This window comes from Sphingomonas naphthae, assembly GCF_028607085.1.
GTDB lineage: Bacteria > Pseudomonadota > Alphaproteobacteria > Sphingomonadales > Sphingomonadaceae > Sphingomonas_Q > Sphingomonas_Q naphthae.
The window spans coordinates 2,665,410-2,692,140 of sequence record NZ_CP117411.1; the positions used below are offsets into that span (position 1 = coordinate 2,665,410).

Annotated in this window: 19 protein-coding genes; 8 read left to right on the forward strand and 11 right to left on the reverse strand. The window is 68.4% G+C overall.

All coding sequences use genetic code 11. The features are described from left to right. The first annotated feature begins 27 nt into the window (after positions 1-27). The 5 genes from lipB to PQ455_RS12840 all read left to right on the forward strand — a co-directional run bounded on the left by lipB (position 28) and on the right by PQ455_RS12840 (position 5,258). Complete coding sequence (gene lipB / locus PQ455_RS12820) at positions 28-696, forward strand: lipoyl(octanoyl) transferase LipB (protein ID WP_273686480.1); 669 nt, start codon at positions 28-30, stop codon at positions 694-696. An 83-nt stretch (positions 697-779) separates the two neighbouring features. Continuing rightward, the gene (locus tag PQ455_RS12825; protein WP_273686481.1) at positions 780-1,001 is read left to right on the forward strand and encodes a hypothetical protein; all 222 of its coding nucleotides are present in this window, start codon (positions 780-782) and stop codon (positions 999-1,001) included. A gap of 217 nt (positions 1,002-1,218) precedes the next feature. Next, positions 1,219-1,866 carry a hypothetical protein gene (locus PQ455_RS12830; RefSeq protein WP_273686482.1) on the forward strand — a complete coding sequence of 216 codons (648 nt, stop codon included), beginning with the start codon at positions 1,219-1,221 and terminating at the stop codon, positions 1,864-1,866. 153 nt (positions 1,867-2,019) lie between these two features. Beyond that, entirely contained in the window at positions 2,020-4,728 is a 2,709-nt protein-coding gene (locus PQ455_RS12835) for an ATP-dependent DNA helicase (RefSeq protein WP_273686483.1), read from the forward strand. After that, positions 4,725-5,258: a SixA phosphatase family protein gene (locus PQ455_RS12840; RefSeq protein WP_273686484.1), complete on the forward strand. Its 534-nt coding sequence runs from the start codon at positions 4,725-4,727 to the stop codon at positions 5,256-5,258. The genes PQ455_RS12835 and PQ455_RS12840 overlap by 4 nt, the downstream gene beginning before the upstream one ends. A gap of 639 nt (positions 5,259-5,897) precedes the next feature. On the opposite strand, the gene PQ455_RS12845 is transcribed toward PQ455_RS12840, so the two are convergent. The 4 genes from PQ455_RS12845 to topA all read right to left on the reverse strand — a co-directional run bounded on the left by PQ455_RS12845 (position 5,898) and on the right by topA (position 10,139). Further along, positions 5,898-6,299, reverse strand: coding sequence for a type II toxin-antitoxin system death-on-curing family toxin (locus PQ455_RS12845; RefSeq protein ID WP_273686485.1), 402 nt, complete (start codon positions 6,297-6,299; stop codon positions 5,898-5,900). Further along, positions 6,296-6,526, reverse strand: a complete 231-nt coding sequence (locus PQ455_RS12850; RefSeq protein WP_273686486.1) for an AbrB/MazE/SpoVT family DNA-binding domain-containing protein — start codon at positions 6,524-6,526, stop codon at positions 6,296-6,298. Before PQ455_RS12850 ends, PQ455_RS12845 begins: the two co-directional genes overlap by 4 nt. After that, a complete protein-coding gene (locus tag PQ455_RS12855) occupies positions 6,523-7,266 on the reverse strand; it encodes a sulfotransferase family protein (RefSeq protein WP_273686487.1) in 744 nt (247 codons plus the stop codon). The genes PQ455_RS12850 and PQ455_RS12855 overlap by 4 nt, the downstream gene beginning before the upstream one ends. Positions 7,267-7,583: 317 nt before the next feature. Beyond that, positions 7,584-10,139, reverse strand: a complete 2,556-nt coding sequence (gene topA, locus PQ455_RS12860) for a type I DNA topoisomerase (protein ID WP_273686488.1) — start codon at positions 10,137-10,139, stop codon at positions 7,584-7,586. Between the two features lie 183 nt (positions 10,140-10,322). On the opposite strand from topA, the gene PQ455_RS12865 reads away from it, so the two are divergent. After that, the gene (locus PQ455_RS12865; RefSeq protein ID WP_273686489.1) at positions 10,323-13,397 is read left to right on the forward strand and encodes an autotransporter outer membrane beta-barrel domain-containing protein; all 3,075 of its coding nucleotides are present in this window, start codon (positions 10,323-10,325) and stop codon (positions 13,395-13,397) included. Between the two features lie 167 nt (positions 13,398-13,564). On the opposite strand, the gene PQ455_RS12870 is transcribed toward PQ455_RS12865, so the two are convergent. After that, positions 13,565-15,433, reverse strand: a complete 1,869-nt coding sequence (locus PQ455_RS12870; protein ID WP_273686490.1) for an ABC-F family ATP-binding cassette domain-containing protein — start codon at positions 15,431-15,433, stop codon at positions 13,565-13,567. 273 nt (positions 15,434-15,706) lie between these two features. On the opposite strand from PQ455_RS12870, the gene PQ455_RS12875 reads away from it, so the two are divergent. Beyond that, the gene (locus tag PQ455_RS12875) at positions 15,707-17,047 is read left to right on the forward strand and encodes an HD-GYP domain-containing protein (protein ID WP_273686491.1); all 1,341 of its coding nucleotides are present in this window, start codon (positions 15,707-15,709) and stop codon (positions 17,045-17,047) included. 115 nt (positions 17,048-17,162) lie between these two features. Here PQ455_RS12875 and PQ455_RS12880 read toward each other — a convergent pair whose 3' ends face one another. From PQ455_RS12880 to PQ455_RS12890, 3 genes are read right to left on the reverse strand one after another with little or no spacing between them, the layout of a single operon-like run. Then, a complete protein-coding gene (locus tag PQ455_RS12880; RefSeq protein WP_273686492.1) occupies positions 17,163-18,656 on the reverse strand; it encodes a sensor histidine kinase in 1,494 nt (497 codons plus the stop codon). After that, positions 18,649-19,314, reverse strand: coding sequence for a response regulator transcription factor (locus PQ455_RS12885; protein WP_273686493.1), 666 nt, complete (start codon positions 19,312-19,314; stop codon positions 18,649-18,651). The genes PQ455_RS12880 and PQ455_RS12885 overlap by 8 nt, the downstream gene beginning before the upstream one ends. Before the next feature lie 5 nt (positions 19,315-19,319). After that, positions 19,320-19,625, reverse strand: coding sequence for a hypothetical protein (locus tag PQ455_RS12890; protein WP_273686494.1), 306 nt, complete (start codon positions 19,623-19,625; stop codon positions 19,320-19,322). Positions 19,626-19,713: 88 nt separating this feature from the next. Here PQ455_RS12890 and PQ455_RS12895 point away from each other — a divergent pair, with 88 nt between their 5' ends. Continuing rightward, positions 19,714-21,498, forward strand: coding sequence for an ABC-F family ATP-binding cassette domain-containing protein (locus PQ455_RS12895; protein ID WP_273686495.1), 1,785 nt, complete (start codon positions 19,714-19,716; stop codon positions 21,496-21,498). A gap of 3 nt (positions 21,499-21,501) precedes the next feature. On the opposite strand, the gene PQ455_RS12900 is transcribed toward PQ455_RS12895, so the two are convergent. Genes PQ455_RS12900 through PQ455_RS12910 form a run of 3 tightly spaced genes read right to left on the reverse strand, consistent with a single transcriptional unit; the run spans position 21,502 to position 26,497 of the window. Beyond that, positions 21,502-22,761 (reverse strand): outer membrane beta-barrel protein, encoded by a 1,260-nt coding sequence (locus tag PQ455_RS12900; RefSeq protein ID WP_273686496.1) that lies wholly within the window; start codon positions 22,759-22,761, stop codon positions 21,502-21,504. A 33-nt stretch (positions 22,762-22,794) separates the two neighbouring features. Beyond that, a complete protein-coding gene (locus tag PQ455_RS12905; protein WP_273686497.1) occupies positions 22,795-24,930 on the reverse strand; it encodes a GumC family protein in 2,136 nt (711 codons plus the stop codon). Between the two features lie 55 nt (positions 24,931-24,985). Next, positions 24,986-26,497 (reverse strand): lipopolysaccharide biosynthesis protein, encoded by a 1,512-nt coding sequence (locus PQ455_RS12910; protein WP_273686498.1) that lies wholly within the window; start codon positions 26,495-26,497, stop codon positions 24,986-24,988. Positions 26,498-26,731: the final 234 nt, after the last annotated feature.

The following is a 26,731-nucleotide window of genomic DNA, read 5'->3' on the forward strand; positions in this document are numbered from 1 at the left end:
GACACGGGTCCACTTCGCGATCCTGCTATGACGATCCCCGACGACATCGAATGGACCATCGAACCCGGCCTGCTGCCCTATCCGCAGGCCGTGGCGACGATGGAGGCGCGCGCCGCCGCGATCCGCGCCGGCGAGGCACGCGAGCTGATCTGGCTGGTCGAGCATCCGCCGCTCTACACCGCCGGCACCAGCGCGGCGGCCGACGAACTGCTCACCCCGCAACGCTTTCCGGTCTATGACGCCGGGCGCGGCGGGCGCTACACCTATCATGGCCCCGGCCAGCGGGTCGGCTACGTGCTGCTCGATCTGGAAAAGCGCGGGCGCGACATCCGCCATTTCATCCACAGCCTGGAGCGCTGGCTGATCGCGGCGCTGCGCGAATTGGGCGTCGAGAGCCGGGCGATCGACGGGCGGGTCGGCATCTGGACCGATCTGGCGGACGGATCGGAGGCCAAGATCGGCGCGATCGGCGTGCGCGTGCGGCGCTGGGTGACCTTCCACGGCTTCGCCCTGAACGTCGATCCCGATCTGTCGCATTTCGGCGGGATTGTGCCGTGCGGCCTGCCCGATTACCCGGTCACCAGCCTCGCCCATCTCGGAAAAGCGGCCGGGATCAACGATCTGGATCGGGCGCTTCAGGCGGAACTGCCGCATTTTCTCGGCGAATTGTGCAGGTGCGGTGAACCCTTGAGGTGATCGAGCATTATGCTAAGCTCGAAATGATTTGGGGATGAGGGGGCCAACTCCCGTCCAAATCGCAATGCTAGGGAGCTTGGACCATGCGTAATCTCTTCACGAAGACCACCACCGTCGCCCTCATCGCCGGCGCCGCCCTCAGCCTGGCCGCCTGCGGCAAGAGCGAGACCGCGACCAACAACACCGTCGACAACACCGCCATGACCGACATGAACGCGATGATGCCCGCCGAAGGCAGCATGAACGACATGTCCGCGATGTCGTCGAACGACATGATGATGGATAACGCCACGAACGAGATGTAAGCATCGGTCCGTTCAGGGTTTTCAAGGGCCGGGCGCAGCGATGCGGCCGGCCCTTTCGATTCCGCAACGATCGCGGGCTGCCCGCCCCCCGTGCGATGGAATGCGCGCCCCGCGCGAAATCCCTTTATGTTCGGGGCGGTTTCGGTTTAGATTCAGGCATGTGCCGCAGGGGGGCGGAGCTTCGGTTCCGCCAGCGGCAGAGCGGAGGAACGTACAGATGCCGTCTTGGACCCGCAGGCTCGCCGGGCTTGCCACCGTCGTCGCGACTCTCGTGGCGGCCGCCCCCGCGCAGGCCTATCTCTATTGGGTGACGCCCGATTTCCGCGGCCAGCCGGTGCGCGGCAACGAACCCGGCATCGGCCAGCCGATGCCCGGCGCCACCGACAAGGAATTGCAGGCGCACCTCATCTGGAACCTGCGCGCCGGCCTCAACGTCGCCGCGCTCCAGTGCCAGTTCGCGCCGGTGCTGATGACGGTGAGCAATTACAACGCGCTGCTGTTCAACCACGCCAAGGAGCTGACGGCGGCCTACACCGTGCTGACCGGCTATTTCAAGCGCACCGACCCCAAGGGCTGGCAGCGCTCGCTGGATCAATATACCACCCGCACCTACAACGGCTTCTCGACGCTCCACGGCCAGCTCGGCTTCTGCGACGTCGCCGCCCAGATCGGCCGCGACGCGCTCGATCAGGACAAGGGCAAGCTCTACAAGGTCGCCGAGGATCGGCTGGCCGAATTCCGCAACAGCCTCGCCTACCGCCCCGACGGGGTCTACATCATGAGCCGGGGCCTCACCTTCACCCTGCCGCCGAACTTCGGCGCCTGCGTCGACAAGAAGGGCCGCGAGATCGCCTGCAAGGCGTGAGGTTTGCTCCTCCCCGGCGGGGAGGGCGAGCATGCGCGCTGTGCGGAAGGGGGCTCCGCATCCATCGGACGTCGCGGTGTGCCGCCGTCGGCCGCCTGCCCGTGTCGGGGAGGATTTGCCCGCATCGCCCTCACCCGCTAACATAACAGGAACATGGCCCCCTGCCCCGCCCTCCACGCCACCCACGGCGGCATCTGGATCGCTAGGGGCAACGAGGTGCGGGCCATCACGCGCGGCGAGGCGATCGCGCTGACGGCGGAGACGCCGACGATCCTGCTCAACGCGCCGGCGATGGCGACGCGGCTGGGCTATGGCGAACTCTCCGGGCTGGATCTGCTCGAACTGTTCGCCTTCGTCCACCCCGCCACCTTCGCGGTGCCGACCCCCGCCGGCCTCGCCCGCGCGCTCGGCCTGCCGCCGCCCACCGACGACACCGCCGCCGCGCGCTTTATGGCGCAGGCGGCCGATGCGATGCTCGCTACGCTGGAAGACCCGAACTGGGCCGCCCGCGAGGGGGCGTGGACCTCCGCCCAGACCCTGCTCCGCCTGCGCTGGCCCTGGGCGCAGATGGTGGCGCCGCGCATCGCCAAGCCCGAGCGCGCCGAACGCTGGCTCTTCTCGCGCCTGCCCGAATGGCAGGATGCCCCGCCCCGCCCCGCCCCGCGCACGCTCGTCCTCTCCGATACCGAGACGCAGAGCGAACTCGCCCGCCTCGTCGGCCAGCGCGCCGAGCCCCGCGAGGGCCAGCGCGCCTACGCCGCCGCCGCCGCCCGCGCCTTCGATCCGCGCATCGCCGAGGGGCGGCCGAACATGCTGCTGGCGGAGGCCGGCACCGGCATCGGCAAGACGCTGGGCTATCTCGCCCCTTCCGGCCTGTGGTCGCGGCAGGCCGATGGGGCGGTGTGGATATCGACCTATACCAAGGCGCTGCAACGCCAGCTCGACGGCGAGACCAAACGCCTCTTCCCCGATCCCGCCGAGCGCCGCCGCCGGGTCGTCGTGCGCAAGGGGCGGGAGAATTATCTCTGCCTGCTCAATCTGGAGGATGCGCTGCAAGGCGGCTTCCAGAATCGCGCCGCGATCCTCGCGCATCTCGTCGCGCGCTGGGCGGCGGTGTCGCGCGACGGGGACATGGTGGGGGGCGACCTGCCGGGCTGGCTGCCGACGCTCTTCCGCCGCGCGGGCTCCACCGCGCTGACCGACCGGCGCGGCGAATGTGTCTATGCCGGCTGCCCGCATTACCGCCGCTGCTTCATCGAGCGGGCGTCGCGCGCCTCCGAAGGAGCCGATATCGTCGTCGCCAACCACGCGCTGACGATGATCCTGGCCAACCGCCACGGCCCGCAGGATCGCCCGATCGGCCGCATCGTGTTCGACGAGGGGCATCATCTGTTCGACGCCGCCGATTCGACCTTCGCCGCCGCGCTGACGGGGCAGGAGGCGATCGAGCTGCGCCGCTGGATCATGGGGCCGGAGGGCAAATCGCGCGGGCGGCGGCGCGGGCTGGCGGCGCGGCTGATGGACGTCGCCTCCTATGACGAGGGCGGCGCCGTCGCGATCGACGAGGCGCTGGCCGCCGCCGCCTTGCTCCCGTCCGACGGCTGGCTCGGCCGGCTGGGCGAAGGGCTGCCGCTCGGGCCGGTCGAGGCGCTGCTGTCGGCGGTGCGCGCCACCGTCTACGCCCGCGCCTCGGCGGCGGACGCGGGCTATGGGCTGGAAACCGAGGCCGCCGAACTGGACCCGGCGCTGATCGAGGCCGCCACCCCCGCGATGCAGGCGATCGAGGGGCTCGTCCGCCCCTTCATGCGGTTGCGCCAGCGGCTGGAGGCGGTGATCGAGGATGCGCCCGACTGGCTCGACGCGCCCGCCCGCGCGCGGGTCGAAGGCGCGATCCATGGCCTGGCCCACCGCACCGGCATGATGGGCGCGTGGGTCGCGCTGCTGGCGCGCATCGGTGGCCCGGTCGATGCCGATTTCGTCGATTGGCTGGCGGTCGACCGGGTCGAGGGGCGCGAGTTCGATATCGGCCTCCACCGCCACTGGCTCGACCCGACCCGCCCGCTGGCCGAAACCGTACTGAAGCCCGCGCACGGCGTGATCGTCACCTCCGCCACCTTGCGCGGGCAGGAAAGCTGGGACGCGGCCGACGCGCGCACGGGCGTCAACCATCTCGATCACCCGCCGATGCGCTTCGCCGCCCCCTCGCCCTTCGCTTATGCCGATCAGGCCGAGGTGCTGGTCGTGACGGATATCAAGCGCGGCGACATGCCCGCGCTGGCGGGGGCCTATGCGCGGCTGATCGAGGCGTCGGGCGGGGGCGCGCTGGGGCTGTTCACCGCCGTCCAGCGGCTGCGGGTCGTCCACGCCCGCATCGCCGACCGGCTGGCGCGCGAGGGGCTGCCGCTCTACGCCCAGCATGTCGATCCGATGGATACCGGCACGTTGGTCGATATCTTCCGCGACGATCCGCACGCCTCCCTGCTCGGGACCGACGCGCTGCGCGACGGGGTGGACGTGCCCGGTTCCTCGCTGCGGCTGGTGGTGATGGAGGGCGTGCCGTGGCCGCGCCCGACGGTACTGCACGCCGCGCGCAAGGCGGCCGGCGGGGGCGCCGCCTTTGACGACCGCACCATCCGCGCGCGGCTGGCGCAGGCGTTCGGCCGGCTGATCCGCCGCGCCGACGATCAGGGCATGTTCGTGATGCTCTCGGCGGCGATGCCGTCGCGCCTGCTCGATGCCTTTCCGCCGGGCGTGCCGATCCGCCGGCTCCCGCTCGACGAAGCCGTGCAAAGGGTCGCCGAACGGCTTTCCTCCGCCGCCGCTTTCGGGCATCAGGCGCGCGAGCAAGAGGAGCAGGCATGAAACGCCTTACGCTGCTGCGCCACGCCAAGGCCGGCACCGACGCCCCCGGAATCCGCGATTTCGATCGCGGATTGAACGGCAAGGGCCACCGCGCCGCCCGCCTCGTCGGCCAGAGCATCCGTGCCCACGGCCTGGAATTCGACCGCGTCATCGCCTCGCCCGCCGTGCGCGTGATGGAAACGCTGGAGGATGTCGCCACCGGCTACGGCCGCGCGCTGGCGCCCGAATGGGAAAAGCGCATCTACCTCGCCTCGGCGGTCACCCTGCTCGACGTGATCCAGGAGACCCCGGCGGGGGTGGAGAGCCTGCTGCTCGCCGGCCACAATCCGGGGCTGGAGGATCTGGTGCTGATGCTGGTGCCCGACGGCACCGACGGCCGCGACACGGTGGAACAGAAATACCCCACCGCCTCGGTCGCCGAACTGGCGTTCGAGGGCGAATGGGCGGATTTGAAGAGCGGGACGGCGACGCTGACGCGGTTTACCCGGCCGAGAGATCTGGATGCGACGTTGGGGCCGGAGTTCGATTGAGGGCGGGTAGCTTCACTGCCTATCAATGTAGATGACGGAACCTAATGCAGCTATCTATCCTGGTATTCCGTCGATAGCCATCGAGGCCAGGTTCCATTCACGTCATCGAGGCTTTCAATCACGAAATTGTAACGGCCATCTTTACGACGTGAAACAGCACGAGCTTTTACCCTCGCCTTGTAGAATGAAGCTCCATCGCTAGTGGGAGAAGATCCGCGCTTAAATACCGTAGAGATTTTTAGATCAGCAGGAAGTTGCGCTAATCCTCCTGCGCCGTCGGCGCAAGAAACAGGGAATATTATTGGACGAGTGACTGGGGTTATTTCGATTATCACCTCTCCGGTGAGTGACCGACCGACAATTATATCGGAATTTTTCCAACAAGCCGGCAGCGTTGTCTCTTCGCCACAACCGCTTAGCGAGGCGCCGCTCAAAAGCATGAAAGATGCAAGCAGTCGCCCCATAGGCCGATCTTAAAGCCTATCATCGCGGCCGCAAGCGGAGCGCCAACCATCCCCCGTCATGCCGGACTTGTTCCGGCATCCACCGCGCCGCGAACGCATCGGCCGTTGTTCGGGTGGCGCGGTGGACCCCGGAACAGATCCGGGGTGACGTTGTGTTCGGCGGCGGCTTGCGCGATCAGTCGCCGGTGAGCCGCTCGCGAAACCAGGCGGCCAGCGCATCCTCTCCGATCTCGCCCGCCGCGAGCGACAGCATCAGGCGGATCGCGTCGGCCTTGTCGAATGCCAGCTTCTGGCCGTTGAGGGCGAGGAAGAGGCGGGCGGCGATCCAGGCGATGCGCTTGTTGCCGTCCACGAAGCCATGGTTCCGCGCGAAGCCATAGGCATAGTCCGCCGCCAGCGCGGCCCAGTCGCTCTCGCCATAGGCCCAGCTGTTGCGCGGCCGGGCCAGCGCGGATTCGAGCAGGTTGCGGTCGCGGATGCCGCTGCCGCCACCATGTTCGGCCAGTTGCCGATCGTGGATCACGACGATCTCGCGCAGGTCGAGCCAGATCGGCTCGGCCCGTTGCGGCGCGCTCACTGCGCCAGGATGCGCAGGATATCCCGATCCTCGCGCATGATCTCCTCGGCGACCCGCATCTTCTCGGCAAAGTCGGGGTCGGAGGCGGACAGGCGCACGGCACCGTCGGGGGTTTCGGACACGAACAGCGAATCCCCCTGCCCGACCCGCAGCTTGGCGAGCAGTTCCTTCGGCAGGATCACGCCGGTCGAATTGCCGATGGCGATCAGTTTCAGCGGCTTGGTCATACCGATGTTATAACATCGCCGCCCGCGATCTTCAACGGCGCGGCCTGCGCCTGGCCCTGTGGCACCGCATCGTACCGGCCGGCGCGCAGGCAGGTCGCCTCGTAGAGCATCTGGTCCCGGCGATAGATCGTGCGGATGCGATCGGCCTGCGCGTCGGTGACGGGCGAGCGCGGGGTCGTGCGGCGGTTGATGTGGGGGATCGCGGGCAGGTCGCCATCGGCCAGCACCGCGAGCGTCCCGGCCAGATCGTCGATCAGCAGCAGATGATCGACCGCCACCTGCCCCCGCGCGTCGCTGACGTACCAATATTGCGGGCGATAGATGTGGTCGAGCTGGTAGGGGTTGGCCGCCTGCTCGACATGATCGAGCGCCGCGTCGATCGAGGCGAAGCCGCGATAGGTGTCGCGGAAGGGCAGCGACACGCGATTGTCGGCGCTGCCGCCCGCCCGGCCATAATCATAGGCCGAAAGGAAACGATCGACCGGATCGCGCAGCACCGCGACGCTGGGCAGAGTGCGGCGCAGGTCCGGCGCGACGCGATCATAATAGCGGATCGTGCCATGCTTGATCTGCTCGCCATACAAGGCCGCACAGGCCGACATGCCGCCATTCTTGGGCACATGGACGAAAAGGATGCGCGCCTGCCGGATCAGGCCGAGCCGGCGCCGACGCTTGCCATCCAGCGGCATCGGCAGGCCCCAATCGCCCGCCCGCTCATGAATATCGCTGACCAGCCGCACGCCGAAAGCGCGGGCGACCCATGTGTTGAGGCCGTAGCCGGCCCCCGACCTGCTCGTTCGATCCGGCAGCGCGATTCCCCATCAATCGGCGACTGACTAAGGATCGGATGGTTTTATTGCCCGATTATTTCAGGAACGGAATGGAAGCGAGATTTCGGGGAATTTTCGATCCGTGTGGCGCGGCGAGGTGCGATAGTCCCCTCCCGCTTGCGGGAGGGGTGAGGGGTGGGCGCGCGGCCCGCAAGGGGGGCGCTCGCGCCGCCAGTATCGCTGCCCACCCCCGGCCCCTCCCGCAAGCGGGAGGGGAGATGGCTGGGTCAGGCCTTCGCCTTCGCGGGGGCCTTCTTGGCCGGGGCCTTCTTCGCCGGGGCGGCCTTCTTCGCGGCGGGCTTCTTCTTGGCCTTGGTCGGGCCGCCCTTGGCCGCGCGCTCGGCGAGCAGGAGCAGCGCGGCTTCCTCGGTCAGCGCCTGCGGGTCGGCCGATTTGGGCAGGGTCGCGTTGGTCTCGCCGTCGGTGACGTAGGGGCCGAAGCGCCCTTCCAGCAGGCGCACCGGCTTGCCCGTCACCGGGCTATCGCCGAACGCCTTCAGGGGCTCGCGCGCCGCGCCGCGCTGCGGGCGCCCGCCGCCCGCCGCCGCCTCGGCCAGCTTGACCACCGCCGCGTTCATGCCCGTCTCGAACACTTCGGCGGTGGAGGTGAGCCGCGCATATTTGCCGTCATGCGCCAGATAGGGGCCGTAGCGGCCGATCGAGGCGGTGATCGGATTGCCGCTTTCGGGATGCGCGCCGATCGTGCGCGGCAGCGACAGCAGCTTGAGCGCCATCGGCAGATCGAGATCGGCCTCGGGCACGTCCTTCGGGATGGACGAGCGCTTGGCGTCCTTGCCGTCGCCCAGCTGGACATAAGTGCCGAAGCGGCCCGACCGCTTGGTCACCGCCTCGCCGCTCGCCGGATCGGTGCCGAGATCGGCCGGGCCGGTATCGGCGGCCGCCCCCTCGCCACCGCCCTGCGCGAAGCGGCGGGTATATTTGCACTCGGGATAATTGGAGCAGGCGACGAACGCGCCGAAGCGGCCGCCGCGCAACGCCAGTCTGCCATCGGCGCAGGCCGGGCAGGCGCGCGGATCGCTGCCGTCGCCCTTGTCGGGGAAGAGATAGGGCGCGAGGAATTCGTCGAGCGCGGCCGTCACTTCGGACGGCTTCTGCTCCATCACCTCGGCGGTCTTGGGCTTGAAATCGCGCCAGAAGGCCTCGAGCACCGCCTGCCAGCCGGCGCGACCGCCCGACACGTCGTCGAGCTGGTCCTCGAGGCCCGCGGTATAATCGTAGCTGACGTAGCGTTCGAAGAACCGCTCGAGGAAGGACGTGACGAGACGCCCGCTCTCATTGGGAATGAAGCGGTTCTTCTCGAGCGTCACATAGTCGCGATCCTTCAAGGTCTGGAGGATCGAGGCGTAGGTGGAGGGGCGGCCGATGCCGAGTTCCTCCATCTTCTTGACGAGGCTCGCCTCCGAATAGCGCGGCGGCGGCTGGGTGAAATGCTGCTCGGCGGTGACCGACTTCTTGGCGGGCACGCCGCCTTCGGTGAGGCGCGGCAGGCGCTTGGCGTCCTCGTCCGCCTCGTCGTCGCGGCCCTCTTCGTAGAGCGCGAGATAGCCCGGGAAGATCACGACCTGGCCGGTGGCGCGCAGGGCATGTTGCCCGGTGCCGTCGGTCATCTCCGCCACGGTCCGCTCCAGCCGCGCCGAGGCCATCTGGCTGGCGAGCGCACGCTTGAAGATCAGTTCGTAGAGGCGGGCATGATCGCCGGTGCCGGCCTTGTCGCGCGCAAAATCGGTGGGGCGGATCGCCTCATGGGCCTCCTGCGCGTTCTTCGCCTTGGTCTGATACTGGCGCGGCTTGTCTGGCACATAGCCCGCGTCATAGCGATCGGCGATGGCACGGCGGGCCTCCGAAATTGCGCCGCCATCCATCTGCACGCCGTCCGTCCGCATGTAGGTGATCGCGCCATCCTCGTAGAGATTCTGCGCGACCCGCATCGTGTGGCTGGCCGAGAAGCCGAGCTTGCGCGCCGCCTCCTGCTGAAGCGTGGAGGTGGTGAAGGGCGGCGGCGGATTGCGGGTGAGCGGCTTGGTCTCGACCGAGACGACGGTGAAGCGCCCGGCCTCGACATCCTTCTTGGCCTGCTCGGCGTCGCCACCGTTGCCGATCGTCAGCCGGTCGATCTTGTCGCCGCGCCAGCGCACCAGTCGCGCGGTGAAGGGCACGCCGTCATGCTCCATCGCGGCGGCGACGGACCAATATTCCTGGGGCCGGAAGAGTTCGATCTCGCGCTCGCGATCGACGATCAGGCGCAGCGACACCGATTGCACCCGGCCCGCCGACTTGGCGCCCGGCAGCTTGCGCCACAGCACCGGCGAGAGGGTGAAGCCGACGAGATAGTCGAGCGCGCGGCGGGCGCGGTAGGCGTCGATCAGATCCTCGTCCAGCGCGCGGGGATTGGCCATCGCCTCCAGCACGGCGGGCTTGGTGATCGCGTTGAAGGTGACGCGCTGCACGTCCTTGGGCAACGCCTTGCGCTTCCGCAGCACCTCCTGAACATGCCAGCTGATCGCCTCGCCCTCGCGATCGGGATCGGTCGCGAGGATGAGGGTATCGGCCGTCTTGGCCTCGTCCGCGATCATCTTGAGCTGCTTGGCCTTGTCCGCATAGGCCTCCCACTCCATCGCGAAGCCCTCGTCGGGGTTCACCGATCCGTCCTTGGCGGGCAGGTCGCGGACATGGCCATAGGATGCCAGGACGCGGTGGCCCGGCCCCAGATACTTCTCGATGGTCTTGGCCTTGGCGGGTGATTCGACGACGACGAGCTTCATGGAAACGGGCAATCCCTTACGTGCGGGTACAAGGGTGGGGAGTGAGAGGGGCCTTCGTCAACCCATCGTCGCGATCGTCGGCAAGCGTTCGCAATCGGCCCCTTATGCAGGACTGTCACAAATCCATCAAACGCCGCCCCTAGGCGCTCATCTACAATTCATTGTTCATCAAGGGGTCATCCAATGCGCGTGCGTCTCGAAGCCAGCCGGGCGGTTCTGGCGTTTTGCGCCTTCGCCGCCGTTCCCGCCATCGCGCAGCAGACGATCACGGTGAACCGTGGCACCACGCGCACCACCCAGGCGGCCGTGGCCGGCACGGACAGCGTGACGGTGGCCGCCGGCGGCGCGATCGATACCACCGCCAACCCCGCGATCAACTGGAACGGCGCCTCGACCGGCCTGGCCATCACCAATTCGGGCACGATCCGCAGCACCGCATCGGGCGGCCGCGCGATCGGCACATCGGGCAGCGCCACCACGCGCGGCATCACGCTCACCAACAACGCCGGCGGCCTGATCGAATCGGCCGACGACGCGATCCGCATCAACAATGACGTGACCGCCGGCACGATCCGCATCGACAATTTCGGCACGATCCGCACCACCAACGGCGGCCAGGCGATCGATTTCGACGCCATCGCCAGCGGCACCGCTTCGGTCGCGATCACCAATTACGCCGGCGGCGTGATCCGCTCGGTCGGTCAGGACGCGATCCGTCCCGGCCAGGGCGCGATCGTCACCAACGCCGGCCTGATCTATTCGGAAGGCCCCACCAACAACAATTATGACGGCATCGACTGGCAGCAGCGGTCGGGCACCGTCGTCAACCAGAATGGCGGCACCATCTCCGGCCTGCGCCACGGCATCACCAGCGACATCGACGTCAACGTGACCAATCTGGCCGGCGGCTCGATCATCGGCCGCAACGGTTCGGGCATCGGGTCGGACGGCACCGGCACCGTCGTCAATTTCGGCACGATCGAGGGCAGCTGGGACGGGCTCGCCACCAACGGCGATGGCGATGGCGTCGATATCGACCTGATCGGCACCGTCACCAACTCGGGCACGATCCGGGGCATCAGCGCGCGCGGCGTCGACAGCGGCGGCCGGCCGAACGGCGCCGAGGGCATCGCCATCGGCGGCGGCGTCATCACCAACACCGCCACGGGCCTGATCTCGGGCGGACGCACCGGCATCCTCGTAGACGACGGCGGCGTGGGCGGTGCCTATGGCGCCACCACCATCACCAACGCCGGCCGCATCGAAGGCTTCACCGGCCCGGCGATCCAGCTGGTGGGCGAGTTCGCCGACACGATCACCAATTCGGGCACGATCGCCAGCAACGGCGCGGTCGCGATCCAGATGGGCGGCGGCAACGACACGCTCGCCCTCGTCACCGGCAGCACGATCACCGGCCGCGCCGATGGCGGCACCGGCAACGATCTGGTCTCGCTGAGCGGCACCGGCAGCGGCACCTTCGGCAACCTCGTCAACTTCGAGCGGCTCGCCGTCGTCTCGGGCAATTGGACGCTGAGCGACGCCTCCACCTTCGCCACCAGCACCACGCTGTCGGCCGGCGCCAACCTCACCACCGCCACGCCGCTGACCGGCGCCATCACCAACAACGGCACGATCACGCTCAACCAGGCCGCCAACGGCAGCTTCGCCGGCACGCTGGCGGGCAACGGCACGCTCATCAAGGCGGGCGCGGGCACGCTCTCGATCGGCAGCCAGGCCTTCACCGGCGCCACGCTGGTCAGCGCGGGCCGCCTCGACGTGCTGGGCACCCTGCCCTCCACGATCATCGTGGCGCGCGGCGCGACGCTCGGCGGCACCGGCACGACCGGCCCCGTCACGGTCGGCGTCGGCGGCATCGTCGCGCCGGGCCAGAGCATCGGCACGCTCACCGTCAACGGCGCCTTCGTCCAGAGCGCGGGCTCGACCTATCAGGCCGAGATCGCCCCCACGGGTGCTGCCGACCGCATCGTCGTCAACGGCGCGGCGACGATCCAGTCGGGCGCGATCCTCCAGCCGATCCCGGCCGCCGGCACCTATACGCCCGGCACCCGCTTCGTGCTGCTGACCGCGACGGGCGGCGTCAGCGGCGCCTACACGCTCACCGGCGCCTCGCTCGGCACCGGCACCGAGCTGCGCCTGGGCGGCACCGCCAACGCGGTGTTCGTCGATGTCGCCCGTACCGGCGCCTCGCTGCCGCTGGTCGCGCAATCGACCAACCAGCTCAACACCGCCATCGCGGTGAGCCAGCTCGGCGTCGCCAACGCGGCCTATGCGGCGATCACGCTCGTCCCCGAGAACGCCAATGTGCGCTACGCTCTCGACCAGCTTTCGGGCGAGATCCACGCCTCGGCCCGCACCGCGATGGTGCGCGACGCCGATCTGGCGCAGCGCTCGGTCCTCACCCACCTCGATGACGGCAGCGCCGGCATGGGCCTGTGGGCGCAGGGCATCGCCGGCTATGGCGAGGAAGAGGGCGATCGCGGCGCGGCCGACGGCTCGCGCAGCACCTATGGCGGCATGGGCGGCTTCGACTTCGAGGTGACCGAGGGCATCCGCATCGGCGCGGCCGGCGGTTACACCCGCGACAAGCTCGTCGTGCGCGAGCGCGCCAGCCGCGCCACGCTCAAGACCACACACGCGCTGGGCTATCTCGACGCGGTGCTGGCCGGCTTCCATTATTCGGGCGGCGTCGGCTACGACTGGGTCGATGTGGACACGCGCCGCGCGCCTGCGTTCGGCGGCTTCAGCGACGTGAACACCGCCAGCTACGACGGCGGCGTGCTGCACGGCTTCGCCCGCATCGGCGCGCCGATCCCGGCCTTCGGCGCCACGATCGAGCCCTTCGCCAGCATCCAGGGCTATCGCGTCCGCACCAAGAGCGCGCAGGAAGCCGGCGGCGCGGCCTCGCTCGGCCTTTTCCGCCGCCGCGAGGCGTTCGCGCAGGCGTCGGTCGGCACCAAGGTGGAGACGCGGGTCGTCGGCGCCATCTCGGCGCGCGGCAGCGCCGCCTATGTCCACGTCTTCGGCCAGCGGGCCGGCGAGGCGAGCGTGCGCTTCGGCAACACGAACGGCTTCTTCCCGGTGCGCGGCACGACCATGTCGTCGCACGCGGCGGCGGTGTCGGGCGCGGTCAACTGGGCGCTCGCCCCGAAGGCCCGCCTGTCGGTGAGCTACGATGGCCTGATCGGCACGACCAGCTCGGAAAGCACCGGCCGCCTGACCTTCGCGATCGGCTTCTGATCGGGCAGCCCCGTGGCGGTTCACCGCCACGGGGCTGACATATCTCCCCGATACGTCACCCCAGCGGAAAGCTGGGGTCTTTCTAAGTCATCGCACACGGTGAGGGTCGGCCCAGCCTGACGAGATGCCAGCTTTCGCTGGCATGACGATTCAGGAACAAGCGTGGCCTAAACCGCCGCGCCCTCCAGCGCCTCGCTCGCTTCCATCCAGCGCGTCTCGGCGGCGTCGATCTTCTCGGTCAGCTCCGCGCGGCGCTTCATCAGGTCGCTCATGCTGAGCTTCGTCAGCTTGGCGTCGGCGGCCGACGGATCGAACATCGCCTGCTCCACCTTGGTCCGCTCGCCCGTCAGGCGCGCCAGTTCGGCCTCGGCCGCCTGCGCCGCCTTGCGGAGCGCCGCGCCGCGTTCGCGGGCCTCGGCGGCGAGGCGTTTTTCTTCCTTCTTGTTGGCCTTGGCCGCCTTGCCGCCGCCGCTGCCGTCCTTCGAGAGAATGAAGGCGGTATATTCCTCCAAGGTGCCGTCGAACTCGCGCGCGGTGCCGCCATCGACCAGCACCAGCCGGTCGGCCGACATCTCGATCATGTGGCGATCGTGGCTGACGACCACGACGGCGCCGTCATAGGCGTTGAGCGCCTGCACCAAAGCCTCGCGCGCATCGACATCCAGGTGGTTCGTCGGCTCGTCGAGGATCAGCAGGTGGGGCGCATCGCGGGTGATGAGCGCCAGCGCCAGCCGCGCGCGCTCGCCGCCCGAAAGCTTGCGCACCTCGGTCATCGCCTTGTCGCCCGAAAAGCCGAAGCGGCCAAGCTGGGCGCGCACAGCCGCCGGGGTCAGCCCCTTCATGTGGCGGGTCATGTGCTGGAGCGGCGTATCCGCCCCATCCAGTTCCTCCACCTGATACTGCGTGAAGTAACCGACCTTCATCTTGCCCGACGAGGCCATCTCGCCTTCCATCGGCGTCAGCTGTGCCGCCAGCAGGCGGGCGAGTGTCGTCTTGCCGTTGCCGTTGCGGCCCAGCAGCGCGACGCGATCGTCGGGGTCGATCCGCAGGTTCAGCCGCTGGAGGATCGGCGTTTCCGAATAGCCGACCGCCGCCATGTCAAGCGTGATGAGCGGCGGGCGCAGCTCGCTGGGGCTCGGGAAATCGAACGACAAGGTGGGATCGTCGACCAGCGAGGCGATCGGCTGCATCTTGGCCAGCATCTTGGCGCGCGACTGCGCCTGCTTGGCGGTGGAGGCGCGGGCCGAGTTGCGGGCGATATAATCCTGCAACTTGGCGCGCTGCGCGTCCTGCGAGGCCTTGGCGGCGGCCAGCTGCGCCGCCCGCTCGGCGCGCTGCCGCTCGAACGCGTCATAACCGCCGGCGTAGAGCGTCACCTTGCCGCGCTCGAGGTGGAGGATATTGTCCACCACATTGTTGAGCAGATCGCGCTCGTGGCTGATGACGACCATCATCGCCGGATAGGATTTGAGGAAATTCTCCAGCCACAAGGTGGCTTCCAGATCCAGGTGGTTCGACGGCTCGTCGAGCAGCAGCAGATCGGGTTCGGAAAACAGCAAGGCGGCCAGCGCGACGCGCATCTTCCAGCCGCCCGAATAGCTGTCGAGCGGACGCTGCTGCATCTCCTCGTCGAAGCCGAGGCCGACCAGGATGCGGGCGGCGCGCGCCTCGGCGCCGTAAGCGTCGATCGCCATCAGCCGCTCGTGGATGTCGCCGACCCGGTCGGGATCCTCGCACGTCTCCGATTCCAGGAACAGCGCGGCGCGCTCGGTGTCGGCGGCCAGCACGGTCTCGATCGGGGTGGAGGTGCCGCTGGGGGCTTCCTGCGCGATATAGCCGATGCGGGTGTTGCGCGGCATGTCGAGGCTGCCGTCGTCGGGATCGAGCTGGCCGATCATCACTTTCATCAGGGTCGACTTGCCGGCGCCGTTGCGCCCGATCAGGCCGACGCGCGACCGGGGCGGCAACGCGGCCGTGGCGTTGTCGAGGATCGTGCGCCCGCCAAGGCGCACCGTGATACCGTTCAGGTTGAGCATGGCCGCGCCGGTAACAGATACGGGCGCCGGGAGAAACCGTGGAGTGCGGAGCCGCCTCCCGCCGAACCGCGCTCGACGCACGGGATGAGGCCGGTGGGGCCATGGCGCCCGATCCACGCAAATCATGGTAAATGATCGATCCAGTACATTATTTCGGTATCGAGGCATGATTTGGCGACAAAGCCATGATATCACCGGCCGAATCCCGAAGGGGCGGATGTGGGGAACAGACCGATAGCGATGGGGCGGGCGGAAGCGCCGCAGGGCATTGAAATGCCGCTCGCCGAGTTGCTCGGCGCGTTCAGCCATGCCCTCGACCTTACCGAGGGGCAGCCCGTCGGCCATTGCCTGCGCACCTGCTGGATCGGCAGCAGGATCGGCCGCTTCCTGGGCCTCGACGCGCAGGACCTGCACGATCTCTATTACGTCCTGCTGCTCAAGGATCTGGGGTGCAGCAGCAATGCCGCGCGTATCTCGGCGCTCTATCTGGCCGACGATCGCCGCTTCAAGGGCGAGTATAAGCTGGTGGGCGAGGGCGTGCCGGCGGTGCTGCGCTTCCTGTTCGCCACGACCGGGCGGGGCGCGCCGGCCCATCGCAAGATGGGTGCGCTGATGCACATCCTGCGCAACGGCGGCACGATCGCGCAGGAGATGATCGAGACGCGCTGCACGCGCGGCGCCGAGATCGCGCGCACCCTGCGCTTTTCGGAGGGCGTGGCCGCCGGCATCTACAGCCTGGACGAACATTGGGACGGCACCGGCCGTCCGCGGGCGCTGGCCGGCGAGGCGATCCCGCTCTTCTCGCGCATCGCTTTGCTGGCGCAGGTGGCCGAGGTGTTCCACGCCGCCGGCGGCCCCGATGCCGCCATCGCCGAGGTGCGGCGGCGCTGCGGCAGCTGGTTCGATCCGGCGCTGGTCCGCGCCTTCAACCATGTCGTGCGCGAGCCGCGTTTCTGGGAGGATCTGGCCAACCACGACGACATCGAGGCGCTGGTCCTGACCCTGGAGCCGGGGCGCGCGGCCGTGATCGTCGATGAGGATTATCTCGACGATATCGTCGCCGCCTTCGGGCAGGTGATCGATGCCAAGAGCCCCTATACCGCCGGCCATTCGCACCGCACCGCCGATCTGACGGTGAAGCTGGCCGCGCGGCTGGGGCTCGACCCGGCCGTGCAGCGCTGGCTGCGGCGCGGCGCCTTCCTCCACGATATCGGCAAGCTGGCGGTGAGCAGCGCGATCCTCGACAAACCCGGCCGGCTCGATCCGGCCGAATGGGCCGAAATCCGGGGCCATGCCGCGCAGACGCAGGCGATCCTCGGCCGCATCTCGGCACTGGCCGACATCGCCCCGATCGCCGCCGCCCACCACGAGCGGCTCGACGGGCGCGGCTATCCGCAGCGCCTGTCCAGCACCTCGATCAGCCTGCCGACCCGCATCATCACCATCTGCGACTGGTATGACGCGCTCACCTCCGAACGCCCCTATCGCCCGGCGCTGACGACGGCGCAGGCGCTGGAGGTGATCGAGCGCGAAGTGGGCCGGGCGATCGACCGGAAATGCTTCATGGCCCTGCGCGAGATGTGCGGGGATAGGGAAGAGGTGGTGGCGGCCTAGGCCCGCCCTGTAACCCTCATTGCCCCGTTCGTCCTGAGCGTAGTCGAAGGACGTGCGACTGGACGACACCGTTTGGGGCACGTCCTTCGACTGCGCTCAGGACGAACGGTGGGGTTTACACCATCACCGCCGCCGGCAGCCGCAACCGCACGAGCAGCCCGCCGAGATCCTCGCTCTCCTCCAGCGACACCGTGCCCTCGTAGATTTCCGCCACGTCGCGCACGATCGCCAGACCCAGGCCCGTGCCCGGCTTGCCCGTATCCAACCGCGCGCCGCGCACGAACAGGCGGTCGCGCTGGTCGTCAGGGATGCCGGGGCCGTCGTCCTCGATCAATATCTCGACATAGCCCGCCGCCCGCTCGACCGTGACGAACACGCGGCTGCCGCCATATTTCGCGGCATTCTCGATCAGATTGCCGAGCAGTTCGTCGAGATCCTGCCGCTCGACATGCACCTTGGCGTCCTTCGCCCCGGCCAGATCGATCGTGACGTGGCGGTGCATCCGCCCCACCGCGCGCTCGACGGCTTTCAGCGAGGGCCATACCTCGGCCTGGCTCTTGGCATTGCCGCGCCGCCCCACGGCACGGGCGCGGGCAAGGTGGTGATCGACCTGCCGGCGCATCGTCGTCGCCTCGCGGATCACCGTGCCGGCCAGATCGGGCGATTGGGCGGTCGCCTCGTTCATGATGACGGTCAGCGGCGTCTTGAGCGCATGGGCGAGGTTGCCGGCGTGGGTCCGCGCCTCCTCGGCCTGCTTCTCGTTATGCGCGAGCAGGTCGTTCAATTCCTCCACCATCGGCGCGATCTCGACCGGCAGGTTGGCGTCGACCCGGCTGATCCGCCCGCTCTTCACCGCCGCGATCTCGCGCCGCACCCGCCGCAGCGGCCACAGGCCGAAGGTCGCCTGCAACGCGGCCATCAGGATCAGGCCGAGGCCGAGGATCGCGAAGGAGCGCACCAGGGTCCGCCGCAGGATGGCGATCTGGTCGTCCAGCCCCGATCGCACCTGCGCCACCTGAAAGCGCCACACCGCGCGCGATCCGGGCAGGCGCACCTCGCGCTCGACCATCCGCAGCGGATCGTCGCCGAATTCCTTGCTGTCGCGGAACTGGAGGCCCTGCCCCTTCAGCGGCGGCGTCTGCAACCGCCGGTCCCACAGCGATCGCGACGGGAAAGGCTCGCGCCCTGGCGCGCTGATCTGCCAGTAGAGACCCGAATAGGGCTCCAGGAAGCGCTGGTCGCCGAGCGGCCGGTTGAGCTGAACCTCGCCCTCCGGCCCGATCTCCGACGAAGCGATCATCGCCGTCGCGACGAATTCCAGCTGGCTGTCGAAATTGCGGGTGACCGCCGAATTGAGCACCCGATCCAGCGCGAAGGCGCCGCCCGCCAGCAGCACCAATATCCATAGCGCCGCGATGCCGATCATGCGGCGGGTCAGCGATCCGGTGATCCGCGTCTCGCGATCGGGCGCGCCGTCATAGCCCTCCACCAGCACCGGCCGCCCGATGACGGAGCGGCCGATGTTGCGCAGGAACAGGCCGAGCGCGTTGCGCCGCGACGACTTCGCCTGCCGCCGGCCACTATCAGCCGGCGCGGGCGCCTCAGGCATCCGGGTCTTCGAGGCTGTAGCCGAGGCCGCGGATGGTGGTGATGACCTCCTGGCCCAGCTTCTTGCGGATGCGCGTCACGAACACTTCGATCGTGTTCGAATCGCGATCGAAATCCTGATCGTAGATATGTTCGATCAGCTCGGTGCGGCTGACGACCTTGCCCTTGTGGTGGAGCAGGTAGCTGAGCAGTTTATATTCCTGCGCCGTCAGCTTCACCGGCTCGCCCGCCTTGGTGACCTTGCCGCTGCGGGTATCCAGCCGCACGTCGCCGGCGGTAAGCTCGGACGAGGCGTTGCCGGCTGCGCGGCGGATCAGCGCGCGCAGGCGGGCGATCAGTTCCTCGGTCTGGAACGGCTTGGCGAGATAATCGTCGGCGCCGGCATCGAGGCCCGCCACCTTGTCCGACCAGCTGTCGCGCGCGGTCAGCACCAGGACGGGCATGTCCTTGCCCTCCTTGCGCCAGCGATCGAGCACCGTGAGGCCGTCGACTTCGGGCAGGCCCAGATCGAGCACGACCGCGTCATAATCCTCGGTCGAGCCCAGATAATGGCCATCCTCGCCATCGGTCGCGAGGTCGATCGCATAGCCCGCCCCTTCCAGCGTCGCCCGTAGCTGCCGGCCGAGATTGGGTTCATCCTCCACGATCAACACACGCATAAACTTCAGTCTCCCGATCGGCCGATGATGTCGCCGGTGTGGCCGTCCACGTCGATCCATATCACCGAATCGCCGCGCATGAATTTCAGCCGATAATTGCCGCTCCGCGAATCATATTCCGGTCCGATGTAGGAGGCGCCGGCCATGCGCGGCAAAACCCGCCCCTCGATCTCCCGCAACGGCTTGACCTGGCCGGACTGGCGCGCGGCAAAGGCGGCGTCCTGCTCGCGCCGTGCCGATCGCTGGGTGGCGGCGGGCGCGGCGATGAGCGCAACGGCGCAGGTCACGAGAAAGAAACGGGACATCGGCATGGGGCTTGGCATAGGCGAAAGCCGTTGAACAGGCTGTGAATAGGGGGCAAGGCCCGGCCACGTTTCCATTGTTCCAGATTGTTGCATCATGTCCGCACCCATCCTCGCCTATGAAGGGCTCGGTCTCGTCCAGGGATCGGGCTGGCTGTTTCGCGGCCTCGATATCACCATCGGCCAGCGCGACCGGCTCGCGCTGATCGGCCGCAACGGGGCGGGCAAGACGACCTTGCTGAAGCTGCTCGCCGGCCAGATCGATGCCGACGAGGGGCGCCGCACGATCGTGCCCGGCACCAAGGTGGTGATGCTGGAGCAGGAGCCGGCGATGACCGGCTTCGCCACGCTACGCGATTTCGCCCTGAAAGGGGAGGACGCCCCGCCCGCCTATCGGGTGGAGGCGATCGCCGGCCAGATCGGCATCGATCTCGACCGCGAGGCGGCGACGGCCTCGGGTGGCGAGCGCCGCCGCACGGCCATCGCCCGTGCCCTCGCGATGGAGCCGGATATCCTGCTGCTCGACGAGCCGACCAACCATCTCGATATCAGCGCGATCGAATATATCGAGGGGTGGCTCGGCCGCTTCAACGGCGCCTTCGTCGTCATCAGCCACGATCGCACCTTCCTCACCCGCCTGACGAAGCAGACGCTGTGGCTCGATCGCGGCGCGATCCGGCGGCGCGAGATCGGCTTCGGCGGGTTCGAAGCATGGACCGAGCAGGTCGCCGACGAGGAAGCGCGCAACGCCGCCCGGCTCGACGCCAAGCTCAAGATCGAGGAGCATTGGATGCTGCGCGGCGTCACCGCGCGCCGCCGCCGCAACCAGGGCCGCCTCACCAAGCTGGTCGAGATGCGGGCGACCCGCCGCGCGATGATGGGGCCGCAGGGCACCGCCGCGCTCGCCACCGCCAGCGACGACAGCAAGACCAGGATCGTCATCGATGCCGAGCATGTGACCAAGCGCTTTGGCGACCGCGCGGTGATCCGCGACTTCACCTTCCGCGTGGCGCGCGGCGACCGCATCGGCCTCGTCGGCCCCAACGGCGCGGGCAAATCGACCTTGCTCAAGCTTCTCACCGGCGATCTCGCGCCGGACGAGGGGCAGGTGAAGCGCGCCCAGACGCTCAACGCCGTCGTGATCGATCAGCAGCGCAGCCTGATGGCGCCCGAAAAGCGCGTGCGCGATGTACTGACCGACGGCAACGACTGGATCGACGTGCTGGGCGTCCGCAAGCATATTTCCGGCTATCTGAAGGAATTCCTGTTCGATCCGGCGGTGGCGGAGGCCAAGATCGGCGCGCTGTCCGGCGGCGAACGCTCGCGGCTCCTGCTCGCCCGCGAATTCGCCCGCCCCTCCAACCTGCTGGTGCTGGACGAGCCCACCAACGATCTCGACATGGAGACGCTCGATCTGTTGCAGGAGGTGATCGCCGACTATGACGGCACCGTCCTGATCGTCAGCCACGACCGCGACTTCCTCGACCGCACCGTGACGGTGACGTTGGGTCTCGACGGGTCGGGCACGGTCGATGTCGTGGCGGGCGGCTATGCCGACTGGGAAGCCAAGCGCGCCGCCGCCGTGCAGGCGAAGCGGGCGCCCACCGCCGCCAAATCGGACGCGCCGGCACCGGCCGCGCCCAAGCCGAAGGTGAAACTGTCCTACAAGGACCAGCGCGACCTCGATCTGCTCCCCAAGGAGATCGAGAAACTCGAAGCCGCCATCGCCCGCGACGAAGCGGCGCTCGCCGACCCCAACCTCTTCACCCGCGATCCCAAGACTTTCGACGCGCTGATGAAGGCGATCGAAACGGCGCGCACGAAGAAGGACGCCGCCGAGATGCGCTGGCTGGAGCTGGCGGAGATGGCCGAGGGGCTGTGACGCTCACTTCCGCACCGTCAGCGTGAGCATCACCGAATTGGCCTTGAAGCCGATCGCCGGATTGTCCGAACTCCGCCGCGAATGGTTGAGGGTCAGCTTGGCCATCAGATAGCGGTTGAGAAGATATTTCGCCCCCGCCTCGAACTCGTTCTCTCGGCTTTTGGCGGTCGGGCCGGCGGGGGTGATGCGGGCGTAGCGGCCGTCGACCGACAGGATCAGGTTGCGGAGCAGCTCGTGATCCGCGCCCACGTTGAACTCCGAGCGGAGGTTGCCCGCCGTCAGCGGCGACACCGTCTCGTCGAGCGAGCGATCGGCGGTGAAGCGGAGGGAGGTGAGACTCGTCACGTTCCACAGCAGGTCCGCGCCGAACGAAATCCCGTCCACGTCGCGCAGCGCGGGATCGTCATAGGCGACCTTGAGGTAACCCGCGCGGATGTTGCCGTAGAGCAGGTTCGTCAGCTCCATCGCCAGACCCGCCTCGATCTTGCCGCCCTTCGAGCTGCGGTCGATCCCGGTGATCGGATCGAAGCCGACGTCGCCGCGCCGGATATCGTAGATGCGCTTGTCGCCACTGGCGCGGATGAAGGCGCTCAGGCCCGATCGCATCCGCAGACGCGCCTGGAGCATCGCCGTCTCCATCCGGAAATCGCGGAATTTCTGGTCGAGCGGGAGGCCGAGGGCGTCGACCGTATCCTTATACTTCAGCTGGCGCTGGCCGATCTGGCCGAAGAACACGAAGGCGCCCATTTCCTGCTCCAGCCCGATATTGCCGACCGAGCGGTTGTATCGCACCGGCGAGCGGGTGCCGCCGAAGCTGGAGAGCGCGCCGCGCTTCTCGGTGGCGCGTTCGATGCTGCCGTCGGCGCGGATGCGGGTACGGCGGGTCACGTCGAACACGCCGCGCCCGAAGGCGCCGTAATTGGTGACATCCTCGGTCGTCAGCTTGGCATGATAGCTGTGCGAATATTTGAGCGTGACATCGAAGCCGTGGCGCCGGAGGTCCGACTTAATCCGCAGCTGCGGGGCGATATAGAAGACGCTGTCGCTCTGCCGGTTGGTGCGGGTCGAGCGGACATTGTCGTCATATTCGTAACTGCCCGCGACCGAGGGGTAGAAGAAGATCGACTTCACCCGCCAGCCGAGCGGATCGTAAGCGGGCCGCGCGCGATCGGCGACGGCGATGTTGGCGGGCGGGGTCTGCGCCATCGCGCCGCCCGCACCCATCAGCCCCGCGCCGAGCGCGAGCCATGCCCTCTTCGTCATTCGTCCTCCCTCGGCCGTTGCTGGGATGGCCGCCTAATTGCGGTAATAGCTCGAGAAACGCTTGTGATAGCCGTAGCTGTCGGTCTGCCCGGTCGAGGCATATTTGCGGATGTCGACCATGGTGAGCGCCATGCCGGCGACCTTGGCGCCCGCGTCGGCGAGCAGCTCGATCGCGGCCTCGGCGGCGTTGCGCGATGTCTTGCGCCAGCGCGTGACCATCACCACCGCATCCGCCACCGACGCCACCGCGCGCGCATCCGCCACGCCCAGCAGCGGCGCGGTATCGAGGATGACGAGATCGAACTTCACCTTCAGCTCGGCGACGAGGCGCTGGAGGTTCTCGGGCGTCAGCGGATCGTTGGCGGTGGTCGGCGCGTCGGACGTGCCGAGGATCTTGAGCGGGGTCAGCGGATCGTCGAACAGGCCATCCTCCAGCCTGCCCTTGCCGAGCAGCACGTCGGTCACGCCGTCGTTGGTGACGCCGAGGGTGGCGCTCACGCCGCGCCGGCGGAGATCGCAATCGACCAGCACCACCTTGCTGCCCGCCATCGCCGCCGATCGGGCGAGGCACATCGAGGTCGTCGTCTTGCCCTCCTGCGGCAGCGCCGAGGCCAGCGCGATGACGCGGGCGTTGGCGGCCGACAGCGTCACGAAGGCGCGCAGCGAGCGGAACGCCTCGGCGAAGGACGAGAAGGGGTGCGAGACGATATAATCCTGCGGCGTCTCGTGACTGCGCAGCCCCTCCAGGGTTGAATCCAGCGAGGGCACGGCGCCGGCGTAGCGCAGCCGCAACCGCCGCTCGACATCGTCCTTGGTGGCGACGCCGCGCTGGAGATATTCGGCCAGCACGGTCGTCACGAGGATCGCGAACAGCGCCGCGACCACCGCGAACAGGCCGGCCAGCTTGTAATTGGGGAAGCTGGGCAGCAGCGGCACGGTGGCGAAGGCGCTGATGCGCGCGTCGGCCTGTTGCAGCCCCTCCTGCGCCGCCGTCTCCTTCGATCGGTTGAGGAAGGCCTGATAGACCTGCTTGCTGGCGTCGGCGCGGCGCTCCAGCTCGCCCAGCCCCACCTGCGCGGAGCTGTTGGCGGCGAGCGCCCCGGTGGCGCGGCCCTGGCTCGACTGGAGCGAGGACAGGCGCGATCCGGCGACCGCCGCCTCGGCCTCCAGGCTGGAGAGGATGCGGTCGATCTCCTTCTGGATCTGGCTGCGGATATCGGCGAGCTGGCTGCGCGCGGTCTTCACGTCGGGGTGGAGATCGCCGTAGCGCGTTTCGAGCTGGGCGAGATTCTGGCTGACCTCCGCCTCGCGCTGGCGCAAATTGCCGATCGTGTTCGATCCGAGCGCGGCACCCACGTCGGCGCCCTGCCCGCCCCGGCGCAGCTGGCTGCGCGCGGTGGCGAGCGCGCCCTGCTTCTCGGCCAGTTCGGCGCGGGCGAGCGAAATCTGCTGGTTGAGCGCCGAGACTTCCTGCTCGGCCATGGTGGCGCCCTGCGCGCTCATCAGGCCGTTGGCGATGCGATAGCGCTGGAGCGCGGCATCGGCCTGCGAGGCGGACGCCCGCAGATCGACCAGGCGCAGATCGAGCCACTTGCTGGCGTCGCGCGTGGCGTTGCGCTTGGCGTCGCGCTGGCTGTCGATATATTCCTCGGCGAAGGCGTTGGCGATCGCCGCCGACTGCTCGGCCTGCGCGGTGCTGGCGGTGATGTCGATCACCAGGGTCAGCCCGGATCGCTCGATCTGCACCTGGCGGAGCAGGCGGGCGGCGGCGCGGCGCTTGTCCACATCGGTGGTGAAGCGGCCGATATCCAGCCCCTGCGCGTTGAGCCGCGCCGCGACCCGCGCGGCGAGCGTGGGCGAATTGAGGATGCGCACCTCGGTATCGACGATATCGCTGCTGGGCGCGATATCGGGCACGACCGAGTCCATCTTGACCACTTCGGTCTTGCGCGGCTCGATCAGCACCGTGGCGGTGGCGGAATAGACCTGCTGGAGCGTAACCACCCGGATCGCGATCGCCGCGACGACGACCGCCGCGACGAGCAACGCCAGCTTGATGTGGCGACGGAAGACCGTCCAGATATAGCTCGGATCGGGGAGCAGCCGGCGTTGCGGCAACTCCTCGATCGGCCGGGCATAGGTCGGGATGTCCTGCAGCATCTCGGTCATGTCCACCTCGTCTGTCGCTCGTCCTCGGCCCCCGCCAATTCCGATCCGGTTGAAATCAGCCCCCCGCCGCCGCCTCCGTCATGACCGGTGCCGCACGGCGGCGGCCCGGAATGTGCGAAAGAATGTCCCGCAGGATCGCCCGGCCCTGCGGCAAAGTGGCGAGCCCGAGGATCGTGAAGAGATAGGAGAGCGCGATGCCCGCGATCAGCCGCACCACATCGCCCGCCGCCAGCTGATCGCGCACGAACAGCAGGGCGAGCATCACGGCCGGCACGATCAACAGGAAGGGTGCGGCGATGCGGATCAGATCGCCCGTCGAAACCGGCCCGCGCCGCCCGACCCACCAGCATACCGCCGGCAGGCGGATGAAGAGATCGCTGAGGCCATAAGCGGCGGCCACGCCCACCGCGCCCCACGGCATGCCGATGGCGAAGGCTGCGATCGAGGTGACCGCGTTGACCACGCCCCATTTCGCGAAATCGGCGCCGCGCTGCTGGCTGATGAACAGCCAGCCGGTCGTCGCCGTCATCGGCTGATGGATCGCGGCGAGGCCCAGCCACAGGAAGATCGGCACCGCCGTCGCCCAATGGCCGCCCAGCAAGGTGGGGATCAGGATCGGCGCGTAGACGATCAGGAAGGCGACGCCCGGCAGGGTCAGCAGCAGCATGAAGCGCACCACCCGCGCATAGGCCGATCGATAGCGGTGTGGCTCGTCGCGCAGCCGCGACAAAGCGGGCACGATCACCCGGCCGACCGGATTGTTCACCTGTTGCAGCGGGAACAGCAGCAATTTGTAGGCGCGATCGTAGAGGCCGACCTCGACCGCGCCGCCGACCCGGCCGATCAGCACCTTGTCCATATTGCGGGCGAGGAAATTGGTGAGGGTGAAGCTCGTCAGCCCGCCGCCCAGGCCGACCATGTCGCGCACCTCGGCGAAGGGCGCGGGGCGGCCGGGGCGCCAGCCGGTCGCGAGCCATCCGCCGATCAGGCTCACGCTCATGCTGGCGACGACCGAGGCGACCAGCGCCCAGGCGCTGCGCGAGTAGGTGGCGACGATCACGGCCACGCCGAGCCCCGTCACCGCCGACAGCGCATCGATCAGCGCGATCGGCGCGAAGCGCATCCCCCGGTTGAGCAGGGCGAAATGCTGGGTGGTGAGGCCCGATACCAGCACCGTTCCGGCCAGCGCCAGCGCCAGCATGGGCAGGCGCGGCTCATCATAGAACCAGCCGATCAGCGGCGCGGCGGCGGCGAACAGCAGCGCCAGCGCGAGCGACAGGCCGAGATTGATCCAGAACATCGCGCTCGCCTGTCCCTGGCTGAGCGTCGTCGAGGTGATGACCGCGTTCGACAGGCCCATATCCTGGAACATCATCACGAAGGCCGCGATCGGCATCACCATCGCGAACAGGCCGAAGGAGGCCGGATCGAGCATCCGCGATAGGATGACGACCGACAGCAGCTGGACGGCGAACTTGACCGCCTGCGCCAGCGAGGTCGCCAGCGTGCCATGCAGCACCCGCTGCCGAAGGCGGTCCTTCGGCGCGTCGAGATGGCCAGGCGTCACTCGTTTCTGCACGGCGGCTCCACATCCCGTGGTTGGCACGCCCCCCGCAACCTGTGTATATTCGCAGCTGCAACATGGGAACCCCAGATCGCACGACTCGCGGGGAGAATGTCTTGCAAAGTGGATCGATCTCTTTCGACGGCCCAAGTATCGCGAGGCAGATCAGCACTTTGTCTGCCTTCGCCCCACCATCTTCAGGGGCGGACGATTGCGCCGCGATGAACTGTTCTTGGG